The sequence below is a fragment of the Flavobacterium tructae genome, assembly GCF_002217475.1.
Lineage (GTDB): Bacteria > Bacteroidota > Bacteroidia > Flavobacteriales > Flavobacteriaceae > Flavobacterium > Flavobacterium tructae.
Window position 1 is genome coordinate 358,775 of the sequence record NZ_MUHH01000017.1, and the last position, 13,091, is coordinate 371,865.

The window sequence follows — 13,091 nt, forward strand, 5'->3', positions numbered from 1 at the left end:
AATTCATTTAGAGGGTTATAGAAAAATGAATTAGAGGCATTTATTTTTTGTTTTATTCATTTTAGGAGTTTAAATTTTAACTAATTAGCATAAATAAAAGTGAAATTTAAATTTTTTTAAAGGTTTAATAATAAATTATATAATTTTGCATTCTCTTAAACATCACACACAACTAAAAATTTATGGACAGTCACACAGTTTTCACGCAATCGATTTCGCTGAAAGAATTAGGAATTGAAAATGCAAAGGTTCGATATCAACTATCTGCAGATGAATTACATGCGATCACTTTGCAATCAGGTCAAGGTGTTGAGAACTCCACGGGAGCATTGGCAATTAATACAGGCGAATTTACAGGACGTTCTCCTCAGGATCGTTATATTGTAAAAGATAGTATTACCGGAGATCAGGTTTGGTGGGGAAATGTTAACATTTCTTTTGAACCGGATGCTTTTGAAAGATTATACAATAAGGTAACACAGTATTTATCAAATAAAGAAGTTTTTGTTCGCGATTCTTATGTTTGTTCTGATGCTAATTACAGATTAAATGTTCGTGTTGTTACTGAAACGGCATGGTCTAATTTGTTTTGTTACAATATGTTTTTAAGACCGGAAGAGTCAGAATTGACTAATTTTACTCCGGAATGGACTGTAGTTTGTGCTCCGGGTTTTATGGCAGATCCTGCTGTAGACGGAACGCGTCAGTCTAATTTTGCTATTTTAGATTTTACTAAAAAGATCGCACTTATTGGAGGAACAGGGTATACAGGAGAAATGAAAAAAGGGATTTTCTCTGCATTAAACTTCATCTTACCGGTTTTCAAAAATACTTTACCAATGCACTGTAGTGCGAATGTTGGTGAAAAAGGAGATACTGCAATTTTCTTCGGATTATCAGGAACAGGAAAAACTACTTTATCAGCAGATCCGCAACGTAAGTTAATCGGAGACGATGAACACGGCTGGACTGCAGAAAATACAGTTTTCAACTTTGAAGGGGGATGTTATGCAAAAGTAATTAACCTTACAGAAGAAAATGAACCGGACATTTTTAGAGCGATCAAAAAAGGAGCGCTTTTAGAAAATGTGGTTTTCAAACCGGGAACAAACGAGGTAGATTATGATGATGTTTCCATTACTCAAAATACACGTGTAAGTTACCCAATTACTCATATCGACAATATTCAGCCAGGTTCTATTGGACATAATCCTAAGAATATATTTTTCTTAACGGCAGATTCTTTCGGAATTTTGCCTCCAATCTCAAAACTGACTCCTGGACAGGCTGCTTACTATTTTATCTCAGGATATACAGCTAAAGTTGCCGGAACAGAAGCAGGGGTTACAGAGCCTCAACCTAATTTCTCAGCTTGTTTTGGAGCACCATTTATGCCGTTACATCCAACACGTTACGCAGAAATGCTAACTAAAAAAATGGAAGAAGCTAACGTAACCGTTTGGTTGATCAATACAGGTTGGACAGGTGGTCCTTACGGAACTGGAAGCCGTATGAAGTTGAAATATACTCGTGCCATGATTACCGCTGCCTTAAACGGAGAATTGGATAACGTAAACTTTAAAAATCATAAAGTATTTGGAATTGCACAGCCTGAAACTTGTCCAAATGTTCCAAATGAAATTTTAGATCCTAGAAATACTTGGGAAGATCCTGAGTTGTACGACAAAAAAGCAGTCGAATTGGCTCAGAAATTCAAAGCTAATTTCGCGAAATTTGAAGAATTTGCTAATGCCGAAATTTTGGCTGGCGCACCGATCATAGAATAAGGAAGATTACTAATTCAAACTAAAAAAAGCTGTTCGTTGTGAACAGCTTTTTTGTTTTTTTAAGTTTGTGAAATGTAACAAGACTTATAAAATTCCGGGTTTTATGGTTTAGCAAAAACATGAAACATGAAACATGAAACTTGAAACAAAAAAAACTATTTCCTTCCTTCATCAATACGTTTCTGGATCAAATCCCAGGTATAGTAATGAAAAGTCATTCCGTTGCTCATCGCTACGAAAAGGCCATTTTTAAAGCTTCCGCCTAGATTGATGCTGGTAACATCGGCACCATCACATTCAATAGTCGATGTTGGAATTTCTGCCAAAAGCGGGTAGCTATTCGGATTGCCATTTGCTCCTTCTCTCGGGTACACCATAAAAGTGTTTGCTTGCTGGTTGGAGACCAGAATGTATCCGGTAGAATCTGTTTTCTTGTAAATTGCGATTCCTTCGTTATCTCCTTTAAAACCAGTTTTTCCAAAAATGGCGAGTTCTTTGTTGTCGTTTAAGGCAGGATCGGCTTTGTATTTTCTGATTCCGAATTGTTCATCGCAATACAGGATAGTTTCTAGTTCATTATCTACTGCAATAGCCTCGATTTCTTTCTTACCGCTGTAGGCGCCAAACTTTCGAACAACTTTTGCTGTTGCCAATTTTCCATTTCCTGAAAGTTCGTATTGCCACAAATAACTTCCTGATGGTCCTGATTTTCTGCCTACAATAGCAAAGATTTTGCCATCAGTTTTTCGCGTATACAAAGCGATTCCCATTGGGTCGCGTAATTCTTCACCCTCGAAAACAGCGATTCCACCATTGTCAATTGCTTTTAAATCAGGTAAAGTAAAGATTCTTATTTTGTTTGATTCACGTTCTGTAGTAACAGCAACATCAACTTTTTTTCCATCTACGATTAAGCCGTAAGCAATATCAACATTATTGGGGCGTTTTAAAACTTCAGATTTTGCAATGATTTTTCCCTTTAAATCAAAAGCGTACAAAGCACCGTCTGTATCTTTATCCGTTCCAATAATAATGCTTTTCGAAGAATCTGTTGGGTGAATCCAGATCGCAGGATCATCTGTATCGTGAGGTAAGGCTTCGGTAACAACAGTTGGTTTTACAGCATTTGCAGCTACGGGTGCCAGTTTGTCTTCTTTACAAGCGATGAATAAAGTGCTTAAAAGTATAAAGGCGAGTATCGTTTTATTTTTCATTATGGATTCGATTTTTAATACCATTAGACAGAAACCGTTAGGCTCTGTCTAATGTAAGGATTTTAGGTGTAAATTATTATAAGTCAAGTTTCAAACCGAAATTGTATCGGGCCTGATAGTACTCTGCTTGTTTGGTATGTGTTTTAACTCCCTGATAGTAACGCAAAGGCTGATTGGTCAAGTTGTTGGCTTCAGCAAAAAGACGAAGCTTTGATGTAATTTTGAAAGAAGCGTTTGCGTCTAAGAAAAACTGTTTGTCGTAATAACTGTCTTTATAAGATTCTGAACCCAATTCGTCTAAATAATCTGAAGTGAAATTGGTTGAAACTCTGGCAGAGAAACGTTTGTTTTCCCATGATAAAGAACCGTTAAACATATGCGGTGTGGTTCCCGGAAGGCTGATGTTGTTTCTTTCGTTTCCATCTTCATCAGCGATTCCTTTTGCTTTAGATTTGGTATAAGTGTAATTCAGATAAATACCAAATCCTTTAAGGAATTTCCCCGGAAGGAAATCCAACTGACGCTGAAAAGCAACTTCAAAGCCATAAACATCAACCGTGTCTCCGTTTCTGGATTGTAAAAACGACCAGTTTTCACCTGCCGGAATTGGATTTGCCTGATTTGGGAAATCAGCAGCAAATTTTGCAGCAGTGTACTGGTTGTCGCTATAATTGTAAATGAAATTTTCCAGTTTTTTATAGAAAACACCTCCAGAAATTAATCCGACAGACTTGAAATAGTTTTCGGCCATGAAATCATAATTGTACGAGTAGGTGGCGTCAAGATCCGGATTTCCGGCTGTAATTTCTTTTTCGGCAGCAATATTGTTTACATATGGGGCCAGAGCATAATAGTCCGGTCTGGCCAAAGCGGTTGTAGCGGCAGCTCTTAAAACTAAATCTTTGGTCGCGTTGTATTGGAATGAAATACTTGGCAATAAATTAGTGTAAGAATTGGTCGTGTTAATTTGACTTTCTAATTTTTCTTCATCCAGAACACGGTTTCCGGTATAATCAATATGAGTGTTTTCTACTCGAAAACCTAAAACCATAGACAGTTTATCGTTAAAATCCTGATCCCATCTTACATAAGCGGCATAAATGTTTTCTTTAGCATTAAAATTTACTGCTAAGAATTCTGATGGATCTGCTTTTTTGTTGAATAACGCAGCGTTGTTTAAATCTAAACTTCCTAAAAAGTTAGCCGAAGCAAAACTACCCGGAACATATTTACTTCCCGGATTAAAGTTTTGACCGTCATAGAAACTGTTTGGAATCTGCGACAGCAAAGCCATATCAGTATTGATTGGTGTGTAGGCGAAGAAATTGTTGTTTCTTTCTTTTTCTTTCAATCGAAGTCGGAGTCCGGTTCTTAATCTACCTTTTTGAGATGGTATAATAGTAAAAGGGAAACGGATATTAATTTTTGCTCCAAATTCACTTTCGCTGGTTTCATTTGTATTTTCGGTAGCCGTTTGGAATTTGAATTTGTCCAGAGACTCTCCGGTGGTTGCGATTAACGGAAATTCGATATCAGATAGATTCTGAGTTAAGTCCAAACCTTTTTGACGGTATTCGATGTAACGTTCTTCTGGACGGTATTCTCTGGCTTTTGCATAGTTGGCAGACCAGTCTAAATCCAGTTTGGAGTGGATTAAATGTTCTCCACGAATCGAATAATTCTGAACACGTTGGTCTTCTAAACGGCTGTTTTTATTACGATTATTGTCAGATCCGCCTTTGGTTTGACGTTTTACACGGCCTTTAAAAGCTGTAATTTGTCCACCATTATAAATGGGCTGAATATCATCGTAAGTAGTTCTGAAACGATTTTCTCTATCGTCTCTCCAGTTGTAAATGGCATTGGCAAAAATGGTGTTATTTTCATCAAATTTGTAATCTAATGCCACAGATCCGCTGCGACGAATACGCTGTACATCGTATTTTCTAATCTCAGATGCCTGCAAGTATTCATTTCCGAATTTATCTTTTACCCATTCGTTCTCAATATTATCAGATCCGTAATTCACATTGTTATAAGATCCGCTGAAAACGGCTCCCAGTTTATTGTCGAGAAAACGATTTCCATAAACCAGTCCGGCTGTATAAGAGGCGTGTTCGCGGATTGGCAGATAACCTCCGGCCAGTGTTGCAGAAATTCTCTCTCCGTTTGGTGTAGCTCTTGTGATCAGGTTTACAGAACCTCCAATAGCATCTGCATCCATATCGGAAGTTAAGGTTTTGTTGACTTCAATTGTCGAAATCATATCAGATGGGATCAAATCCATTTGTACATTTCTGTTGTCTCCTTCTGCCGATGGAATGCGATCTCCATTTAAGGTAACAGAGTTCAATGAAGGAGCAAGTCCACGGATAATGATGTTACGGGCTTCACCCTGATCGTTTTGCATGGTGATTCCCGGAACACGTTTTAAGGCATCCCCAACGTTGGCATCCGGAAAACGCCCCATTTGGTCAGAAGAGATTACGTTTCCAATGTTTTTGTTGTTTTTTTGTTGGTTCAGGGCTTTTGCCTGACCTTTTAAGATGTCTCCCACCACAACTTCGTTCAATTCAGTTCCCGAAGTTTTAAGTGCAAAATCAATTACGTTGTTTTTACCCTGTTCCACTGTAATTTCTTTTGTGAGAGCGGTGTATCCAATATATTTTACCTGTAACTGGTAGGTTCCTGCATTTATGCTAAGCAATTCAAAATGACCATTGTAATCTGTAACAGTGTATTTGTTCTCACCTACAATTTGAATCATTGCTCCCGGTAAAGGAAGTTTGTCATCTGTATCCAGCACTTTTCCGGAGATTATAGCCTTTTGAGCATAACCTGACAAGGCAAAAAACAGAAGTGTAATTACTAAATAAATTTTTTTCATTTGTGTTTTAGTTTGATTTGCTGCGAAACTAGAACCTGAATGTTATTAAAGGACTTGAAAAAAATTAACATAGTGTTATGATTCTTCGTTTACATTAAAAATAGATTAATGTTGAAATAACATTTAAATGGGAAATGTTTTTTAAGAAGCCAACTTAAAAGAAATGAACTATTTAACTTAGAATTTAATTTTTTGGCGCTAAATTTGCCCTGTCAATTGAGCCCAAAGGGCGAACTGACGAAATAATCATCAATCAAAAATCATCAATCATGTTAAAACAATTTTTTATCCTTTGCTCCGGAGCCGATCGGGATCTGCTCGAAGGCTGTTCAAATGGCGAACAAACCAAATATGTTGGTATTGGCGCCACCGTTTTTTTTACTGCCGTTATGGCTTTTCTGGCCAGTGCTTATGCGCTTTTTACCGTTTTTGACTCTCTTTATCCGGCTTTAGCTTTTGGATTTGTCTGGGGCTTGCTCATCTTTAATCTGGACCGATTTATCGTTTCGACGATTAAAAAAAGAGATCGTTTTATGGATGAATTTATTCAGGCGACTCCCAGAATTATATTGGCCATTATTATAGCAATTGTAATTTCGAAACCCCTGGAAATTAAAATTTTCGAAAAAGAAATCAATACCGTTTTATTGAAGGAAAAAAATGAGATGGAATTGGCAAACAAAAAACAGGTAGGCAATTATTTCAAATCAGATTTAGATAAAAACAAGGCTGAGATTGCCTCTTTGAAAAATGATATTCTGACAAAAGAAAAAGAAGTAAATGCTTTGTACTCTACTTATATCACAGAAGCTGAAGGGACTTCGGGAACAAAGAAACTGGGGAAAGGACCGGTTTATAAGGAAAAACGTGATAAACACGATGCAGCTTTAAAAGAGCTTGCTGCTTTAAAGACTATTAACGAAGCAAAAATTGCCGAGAAAGAAAAAACAGGAAAACAATTACAGGCTGACTTAGATAAAAAAGTCACACAGACACAACCGATCATTGAAGGTTTTGACGGATTAATGGCGCGCATTAATGCCTTGAATAAGTTGCCTTGGCTTCCTTCATTTTTTATCATGCTGTTGTTTCTGGCAATTGAAACTTCTCCAATTATAGCAAAATTATTAGCACCCAAAGGCGAATTTGATTTCAAACAGGAAGAAGCCGAAACAGCTATGAAAGCGACTTTGGAACAGAATAAATACCAGCGTGAACTATTAGTGAAAACCAGTGCCCAAATGCACGATAAAGTATATGCTGATATTGCGGGAGACAGAGGTCTTTTTGATTTACAGCGTAAAAATGCAAAAGAGTTACTGGAACTGCAATCGAATAGTTTTGTGGAGAAGCAGAAAGCTACTTTGTAAGTCGTAAAGGCGAAGGTCTATAGTCATAAAGTAAAAAAGCCGGAATAGAATTTCTATTCCGGCTTTTTTGCTTTATACACACAAAAGCATTAAGACTTTATGACTTTAAACTTTAAGACTAAATTACATATAGCTTAAAATCTCTTTTTTATAGGTGTCATATTCCCCTTGCATGATTAAACCATTGTCAAGTAGTTTTTTATAATTCTGCAGTTTATCAAAAAGTTCTTCTTTGGATAAGTCGCTTAATTTACGTTCTCCTGTAGAAGTTGGAGCGGGTTGAATAGGTTCAAAAGTTTCGTAAGGAGTAGCGGCAGCAGGCAAAATCTCGGCGAAACTGGTCACCTCTTCTGTTTCAACTTCTTCTACGTCGTCTTCAAAATCATCTTCAACGATTGGTGTTGCCTCAGTTATTGGAGTCTCAGAAGCAGCAGGATTTTTTAACAAATCCAATTGCTCTTTAGCATAAGTATAAATTTTTCTGGCCTGAGTTTTCGGAATATAATCGATTGAGATCGTCAGATCAGTTTTGGTGCCAAATGAAAATTCAGAACCTAAAATATTTTCTTTTACAAAAGTGCTTGTTATATCATCCCAGGTATAATCTGTAAAATCCATTGATAAACCTAAGTTTTTAGGTTTGCAGATAATAATACGTTTGTTGGTTAAGATTATGCTATCCGGAAAAACAGTTATTGCAGGTTTTTTTTGAACCGCAATATACCCGATTTCTTCGTTTTTCATCAATAAATCATTGAGCTTCGAAGTGATTTTTTCAATCGCTTTAGGGTCTTGTTCTTCGTTCAGAAATTTTTTAAATTGTTCTTTCATGATTGATAAGTTGCTAAGTTACATGGTAACTGAGTTGCTAGTTTTTTGGTCTTATGCTGCAAATGTAATGCCTAATTTTCTAATTCGATAATTTCATTCTGAATTTTCTTTGTCAAACTTTTGAAAACCAATTCATACGAATGATCGATCAATTCTTTAACGAAAGCGGTTGGTAAACTTCCGTTGAGAGCGATAGTATTCCAGTGCACTTTGCTCATATGAAATCCGGGTTTGATTTCTTCATATTCGGCTCTTAGTTCCTGAGCACGTTCGGGATCACATTTTAAGTTAACCGAGGGTTCGTTTTTTTCCCATTGTGATAAGGAGGATAATGCGAACATTTTTCCGCCAACTTTAAAAACCAAAGTGTCCTCGTCAAAAGGGAAGTGCTCGCTAACTCCTTTTTTTGAAAGACAATATTCGTAGTACGTTTCCAGATTCATATTATTTTTTATTTACCAATTTCACCTAAATGTGTATAGTTAAAACCTTTTTGATATTTCATACCATAACCGAAAAAACGATCCATTGCAGCATGGGAGAACAGAATGATTCCGATAAGTTGAATGTATTCTATTTTTAAATAACAACCTAATATATAAATTATTATTGCAATTCCTTTATGGTGGAACAGGTTGTAGGATAAAGCACCAATTTTGGAATTAAATGCATAACCAATCATAGAAAAATCAGGAGCCAGAATGAAGACTAAAAACCACCACCATTGATAGTTTAAAAGGCTAAACAAATAGATTCCGAGAGTAAACATTCCCAGTTCTTCAAGTTTGAGTATAGTTTTCATGATATTTTCTTTTCCATCATTTTTTCGGGATGCTGTAAGGCAGTAAAGCCAAATTTCTCGTATAAAAAGTGAGCGTCAGTGGTGGCTAATCTCCAAATCTGAATGTTTTTGAGCTGCGGATCGTTCATCATGTGTTCTATCAAAACAGACGAATATCCTTTGCCACGTTGTTCTTCAGTAATAAAAACATCCATTACATAGCCAAAAACAACATAATCTGTAATGACTCTTGCAAAACCAATTTGTTTGTCATTAAGATAAATACCAAAACAAACTGAAGCATCTATTGTTGTTTGCACCTCTTCGATAGTTCTTCCGGCGGCCCAGTAAATGTCTTTCAGGAAATTTTGTATAAACGAAACATCAAGTTTGCTCTTATCTGTTGAAACTGTTATCATTTTAGAGGGTCGATTTTATATTTAAGATTTTACCTTGTAAGATTTGAAATCTGAAATAATATTGGTTTGCTTGGACTTGCATCATTTTCAAACGAAGCAATCTGGAGATTTAGTATATAGGCTCCATCTTCGATTTCATTCGAAACAAAAATCATTTCGGTAATAGTTGCGTTTAATCGTGCGTCGGAATTTAGATTGTGGGTGTCTTTTACATTCCAAAACGCCTTGTGTGCCAGTAATTTTCCCTCATCATGTTCTCTGTCAACACTTGGTAAGTCAATCAATAAATGCTGAATTTCGCTTTCACGGATGAAAATTGCCGCTTCTTCTGATAAATAGGGCGGATTGGTATTGGAATATTTCGTTGATTTTTTATCCTTTTGATTTGGAAGCGTTCTAATAATTAAAGCCTCAATTGTTTTGGTGGGCGAAACCAAATCATTTGTCCCATTGAGCGAAGTCGAAATATTTGTCACATTGAGCAAAGTCGAAATGTGTTCTTTTGTAATTACTAAATCATCACCCATTTTTTCAGGCTCAACTGTAATTAGTTGGGCAGTAAAGAAAAATTGCTTTAAGCACTGATTGATACTGAAAAAGTCATTCGTAATATGTCCCAAACATTCCGTATGCGTTCCATGTCCGTGAGGGTTGAAGAAAATATTATTGAAATTAGTAGATGATTTCCCTTCAGATACCTTCCCAATCCAATCACCAAAAACGACCGGTTCAATGACTGGTTTTTCGATGTACCAGGCAATCGGGTTTTCATCAGTATTGGTTAACGGAATTGAAATATCAATGGGTTTTGATAAGTCGATTTGATATTTGCCTTCAATAAGTGCTAGCATAATGGAACACGGATTTTACAGATATTCTAACGCGGATTTTTGCGGATTTTTATCAGCGTTGCTTGCATCCGTTTTATCAGCGTTCAATTTTTATTCTTCCAAATTTAAGTAAAAGAGATCACTTGCAATTCCATCCGTTAAAAATTTTCCTTTTAAAGTTGGCCTAAGAATATTGTTTTCAATTGAAAGCAAATCATCGGTTAAGAATTTTTGAGATTGTTTTAGTAAATAATTCAAATATTCCGATCCGAATTCGTTTTCAATTCTTTCCAGAGAAACGCCCCAAATGGTTCGTAGCCCTGTCATAATATATTCATTATAACGATCTGAAAGAGTCAGAATTTCCGTTTCAATAGGAAGTTCATTATGTTGAATTGCTTTTAGATACAAAGCATTATTTGCAATATTCCAACCTCTTTTGTGGCCGTCAAAACTATGAGCCGAAGGTCCAATTCCAATGTATTTTTTGCCCAGCCAATATGCCGAATTGTTTTTGGAGAAGTAACCTTCCTTTCCAAAATTGGATAATTCGTAGTGAATAAAACCATTTTTCTGAAGTATATCAACCAGAATCATAAAATGATTGGAAGCTGCTTCGTCTTGTGGTTCTGCAATTTTACCAGTGTCAATTAGTTTTTTTAAAGCTGTTTTGGGCTCTACTGTCAAAGCATAACTTGAAATATGAGGAATCCCGAAGCTTAAAGCGGTTTCGATATTTTGTTTCCACATTTCGTCAGTCAGACCAGGGATTCCGTAAATCAGATCGAGCGAAATATTATCGAAATATTTTGTTGCTTCTTCTAAACATTTTTTGGCTTCCACCGAATTATGAGCGCGGTTCATCATCTTTAAATCGTCTTCATAAAAAGACTGAATTCCAATGCTTAAACGGTTTATAGGGCTTTTAGATAATTCCAGAATACGCTCAGGAGATAAATCATCGGGATTTGCTTCGAGCGTGATCTCCGGATTCTCTGCAACATTGTAATTCTTGTAAACGGTCTCTATTAAAAAGTTTATCTCATCATTACTTAAAACGGATGGGGTGCCGCCACCAAAATATATAGTCTCTATTTGATTGTCACTTCGAGCGGAGTCGGTAAGGTTCAATTCATTTTTTCGCAGGATAATTTCTTTGGCTAAAGCCAAAACCATCTCGTCTTTCTTTTTCATTGAAGTCGAAAAATGAAAGTCGCAATAGTGACAAGCCTGCTTGCAAAAAGGGATATGGATGTAGATGCCGCTCATTTATAGTATTCAGTGTTCAGATTTTCAGTGTTCAGGTTTTTAACTTTAAAAGATGAGTATTAAGCAGATGAATACTGCTTACTCTTTTTTAACTCCAAATTTTTCAGGATTTAGAAGCATATAGTTAATTAGTTTTCCTATTTCAGTACTCTCAGAGAGGAGTTCTTTGTATAGATCGCTAGAAATATATTTACAGGCAAAAGCAAATTCCAACCAAACTTGTGTTTCTGAATTTTCTCCATCAGAGTCAGTTAACTTGCTGTAAAAGTGCTTAGGATAAATCCTCTTTCGATATGCCTCAGCAATAGTTACAGGAACACTTCGTGAAGAGCGTCTAATTTGATCGGTCAATGAGTATATCTCTTCTTTTGGAAATGATTTTGAAATTTCAAATATTTTCATTGCTAAAGAAAAAGATTTTTTATAAGCTAATAAATCTTGAAATGTCATCCGGTATTATTTATTGTTTAAAAAACTGAACACTAAAAAGTTGATCACTGATCACTTATTTTTTAACTCGTTCTTCATTTTGTTTCACAAAAGCATCCCAACCCGAATAACTTTTACCGGCAATAACTTTACCGGAATTAAAATGATGACAAACGGCAGCCGCAAGACCATCTGTTGAGTCGAGGTTTTTGGGTAATTCTTTTAGTCCAAGAAGCTGCTGGAGCATTTTTGCGACCTGTTCTTTACTGGCGTTTCCGTTTCCGGTAATCGCCATTTTGATCTTTTTCGGTTCGTACTCTGTGATGGGAATCCCTCTCGAGAGTCCCGCTGCCATTGCAACACCCTGTGCACGCCCTAATTTCAGCATAGATTGAACGTTTTTGCCAAAGAAAGGAGCTTCAATCGCAATTTCGTCCGGATGGTGCGTTTCTATTAGTTCGATAGTACGCTCAAATATGATTTTTAATTTTTGGTAATGATTGTCGTATTTGGATAATTGCAGTTCGTTAAGCTGCAGAAATTCCATTTTTTTATTGGTGACTTTAATTAATCCGAAACCCATAATTGTCGTTCCGGGGTCAATACCTAATATGATGCGTTCTTTTGTCAATTTTTTTGTTTCAGGTTTGATGTTTCACGTTTAAAGTTTATCAGCTTAGATATCCCTTTGTTAATATTACATTTTGTTCTTTATTCAGTATTTCTATTGATTGACAGATACTGTTGTATAAATTCCAAAACTTATCTTCGAAATCATCTTCTTGTTTTAATATATCTTCGGTTTCAGAATTGTCTTCGTTATTTAAAATTGTACCATGACTTTCATAATAGGATGTCAAAAGAGTTCCGTTATCTGCTAAAACCCATCTGCAAGTGGCAATCCAAGGATCAACGAAAAAATAATAAACTTTTGTATTAAGCTCTTTCGAAAGAAATAATGTCATTTGCTTTGTTTCTTCAAAATCCCAAACATTCCATATTAGATAACTCCATTCATTAATTTGGTCAAATAACATAAATGGTTTTGTGGTTTTGCTTGAACTTTCATCAGATAAAAATGACCAATCGAATTTTTCATCAAATTCTACAATCTTGGTACTGGATGCTTTTAAAACCTCTAATATTGAACTTTTTGTTACGTTTTCTATGCAAAAATGATGATTTACCAGCGAGCTAATTAAATTTCGCTTTTTATTTCCTGATTCTAACATTTCATTTTCCAATTTTCAAATTGCCACATTTTCAAATTGATT

13 protein-coding genes are annotated in these 13,091 nt (G+C 35.9%); 2 read left to right on the forward strand and 11 right to left on the reverse strand.

Annotated features, from left to right (window positions below):
- Window positions 1–182: 182 nt before the first annotated feature.
- Window positions 183–1,787, forward strand: coding sequence for a phosphoenolpyruvate carboxykinase (ATP) (gene pckA / locus B0A80_RS06530; protein WP_017494739.1), 1,605 nt, complete (start codon window positions 183–185; stop codon window positions 1,785–1,787).
- A 155-nt stretch (window positions 1,788–1,942) separates the two neighbouring features.
- Here pckA and B0A80_RS06535 read toward each other — a convergent pair whose 3' ends face one another.
- Window positions 1,943–3,001 (reverse strand): phytase, encoded by a 1,059-nt coding sequence (locus B0A80_RS06535; protein WP_089076955.1) that lies wholly within the window; start codon window positions 2,999–3,001, stop codon window positions 1,943–1,945.
- 76 nt (window positions 3,002–3,077) lie between these two features.
- A complete protein-coding gene (locus tag B0A80_RS06540) occupies window positions 3,078–5,888 on the reverse strand; it encodes a TonB-dependent receptor (RefSeq protein WP_089076784.1) in 2,811 nt (936 codons plus the stop codon).
- 269 nt (window positions 5,889–6,157) lie between these two features.
- Here B0A80_RS06540 and B0A80_RS06545 point away from each other — a divergent pair, with 269 nt between their 5' ends.
- Entirely contained in the window at window positions 6,158–7,258 is a 1,101-nt protein-coding gene (locus B0A80_RS06545) for a DUF4407 domain-containing protein (protein WP_089076785.1), read from the forward strand.
- Window positions 7,259–7,381: 123 nt separating this feature from the next.
- Here the strand turns inward: B0A80_RS06545 and B0A80_RS06550 are convergent, their stop codons facing one another.
- The 9 genes from B0A80_RS06550 to B0A80_RS06590 form a co-directional block, all read right to left on the reverse strand.
- Window positions 7,382–8,089 carry a PH domain-containing protein gene (locus B0A80_RS06550; RefSeq protein WP_089076786.1) on the reverse strand — a complete coding sequence of 236 codons (708 nt, stop codon included), beginning with the start codon at window positions 8,087–8,089 and terminating at the stop codon, window positions 7,382–7,384.
- Window positions 8,090–8,160: 71 nt separating this feature from the next.
- Window positions 8,161–8,532: an MmcQ/YjbR family DNA-binding protein gene (locus B0A80_RS06555; RefSeq protein ID WP_089076787.1), complete on the reverse strand. Its 372-nt coding sequence runs from the start codon at window positions 8,530–8,532 to the stop codon at window positions 8,161–8,163.
- 8 nt (window positions 8,533–8,540) lie between these two features.
- Window positions 8,541–8,891: a DUF4260 domain-containing protein gene (locus tag B0A80_RS06560; protein ID WP_089076788.1), complete on the reverse strand. Its 351-nt coding sequence runs from the start codon at window positions 8,889–8,891 to the stop codon at window positions 8,541–8,543.
- A complete protein-coding gene (locus B0A80_RS06565; RefSeq protein WP_089076789.1) occupies window positions 8,888–9,289 on the reverse strand; it encodes a GNAT family N-acetyltransferase in 402 nt (133 codons plus the stop codon). The genes B0A80_RS06560 and B0A80_RS06565 overlap by 4 nt, the downstream gene beginning before the upstream one ends.
- A 29-nt stretch (window positions 9,290–9,318) precedes the next feature.
- On the reverse strand, window positions 9,319–10,140 hold the full coding sequence (locus tag B0A80_RS06570) for a cyclase family protein (RefSeq protein ID WP_089076790.1): 822 nt from the start codon (window positions 10,138–10,140) through the stop codon (window positions 9,319–9,321).
- 90 nt (window positions 10,141–10,230) lie between these two features.
- On the reverse strand, window positions 10,231–11,388 hold the full coding sequence (gene hemW, locus B0A80_RS06575; RefSeq protein ID WP_089076791.1) for a radical SAM family heme chaperone HemW: 1,158 nt from the start codon (window positions 11,386–11,388) through the stop codon (window positions 10,231–10,233).
- A gap of 78 nt (window positions 11,389–11,466) precedes the next feature.
- Complete coding sequence (locus B0A80_RS06580) at window positions 11,467–11,838, reverse strand: four helix bundle protein (protein WP_070906016.1); 372 nt, start codon at window positions 11,836–11,838, stop codon at window positions 11,467–11,469.
- 55 nt (window positions 11,839–11,893) lie between these two features.
- The gene (ruvC, locus tag B0A80_RS06585) at window positions 11,894–12,448 is read right to left on the reverse strand and encodes a crossover junction endodeoxyribonuclease RuvC (RefSeq protein WP_083342461.1); all 555 of its coding nucleotides are present in this window, start codon (window positions 12,446–12,448) and stop codon (window positions 11,894–11,896) included.
- 40 nt (window positions 12,449–12,488) lie between these two features.
- The gene (locus B0A80_RS06590) at window positions 12,489–13,049 is read right to left on the reverse strand and encodes a hypothetical protein (protein ID WP_089076792.1); all 561 of its coding nucleotides are present in this window, start codon (window positions 13,047–13,049) and stop codon (window positions 12,489–12,491) included.
- Window positions 13,050–13,091 lie beyond the last annotated feature (42 nt).

What these genes read in the sequence shown, in the direction of transcription:
- pckA (WP_017494739.1), top strand. Translation starts at nt 183, where the DNA reads ATGGACAGTCACACAGTTTTCACGCAATCGATTTCGCTGAAAGAATTA.
- B0A80_RS06535 (WP_089076955.1), bottom strand. Translation starts at nt 3,001, where the DNA reads ATGAAAAATAAAACGATACTCGCCTTTATACTTTTAAGCACTTTATTC.
- B0A80_RS06540 (WP_089076784.1), bottom strand. Translation starts at nt 5,888, where the DNA reads ATGAAAAAAATTTATTTAGTAATTACACTTCTGTTTTTTGCCTTGTCA.
- B0A80_RS06545 (WP_089076785.1), top strand. Translation starts at nt 6,158, where the DNA reads ATGTTAAAACAATTTTTTATCCTTTGCTCCGGAGCCGATCGGGATCTG.
- B0A80_RS06550 (WP_089076786.1), bottom strand. Translation starts at nt 8,089, where the DNA reads ATGAAAGAACAATTTAAAAAATTTCTGAACGAAGAACAAGACCCTAAA.
- B0A80_RS06555 (WP_089076787.1), bottom strand. Translation starts at nt 8,532, where the DNA reads ATGAATCTGGAAACGTACTACGAATATTGTCTTTCAAAAAAAGGAGTT.
- B0A80_RS06560 (WP_089076788.1), bottom strand. Translation starts at nt 8,891, where the DNA reads ATGAAAACTATACTCAAACTTGAAGAACTGGGAATGTTTACTCTCGGA.
- B0A80_RS06565 (WP_089076789.1), bottom strand. Translation starts at nt 9,289, where the DNA reads ATGATAACAGTTTCAACAGATAAGAGCAAACTTGATGTTTCGTTTATA.
- B0A80_RS06570 (WP_089076790.1), bottom strand. Translation starts at nt 10,140, where the DNA reads ATGCTAGCACTTATTGAAGGCAAATATCAAATCGACTTATCAAAACCC.
- hemW (WP_089076791.1), bottom strand. Translation starts at nt 11,388, where the DNA reads ATGAGCGGCATCTACATCCATATCCCTTTTTGCAAGCAGGCTTGTCAC.
- B0A80_RS06580 (WP_070906016.1), bottom strand. Translation starts at nt 11,838, where the DNA reads ATGACATTTCAAGATTTATTAGCTTATAAAAAATCTTTTTCTTTAGCA.
- B0A80_RS06590 (WP_089076792.1), bottom strand. Translation starts at nt 13,049, where the DNA reads ATGTTAGAATCAGGAAATAAAAAGCGAAATTTAATTAGCTCGCTGGTA.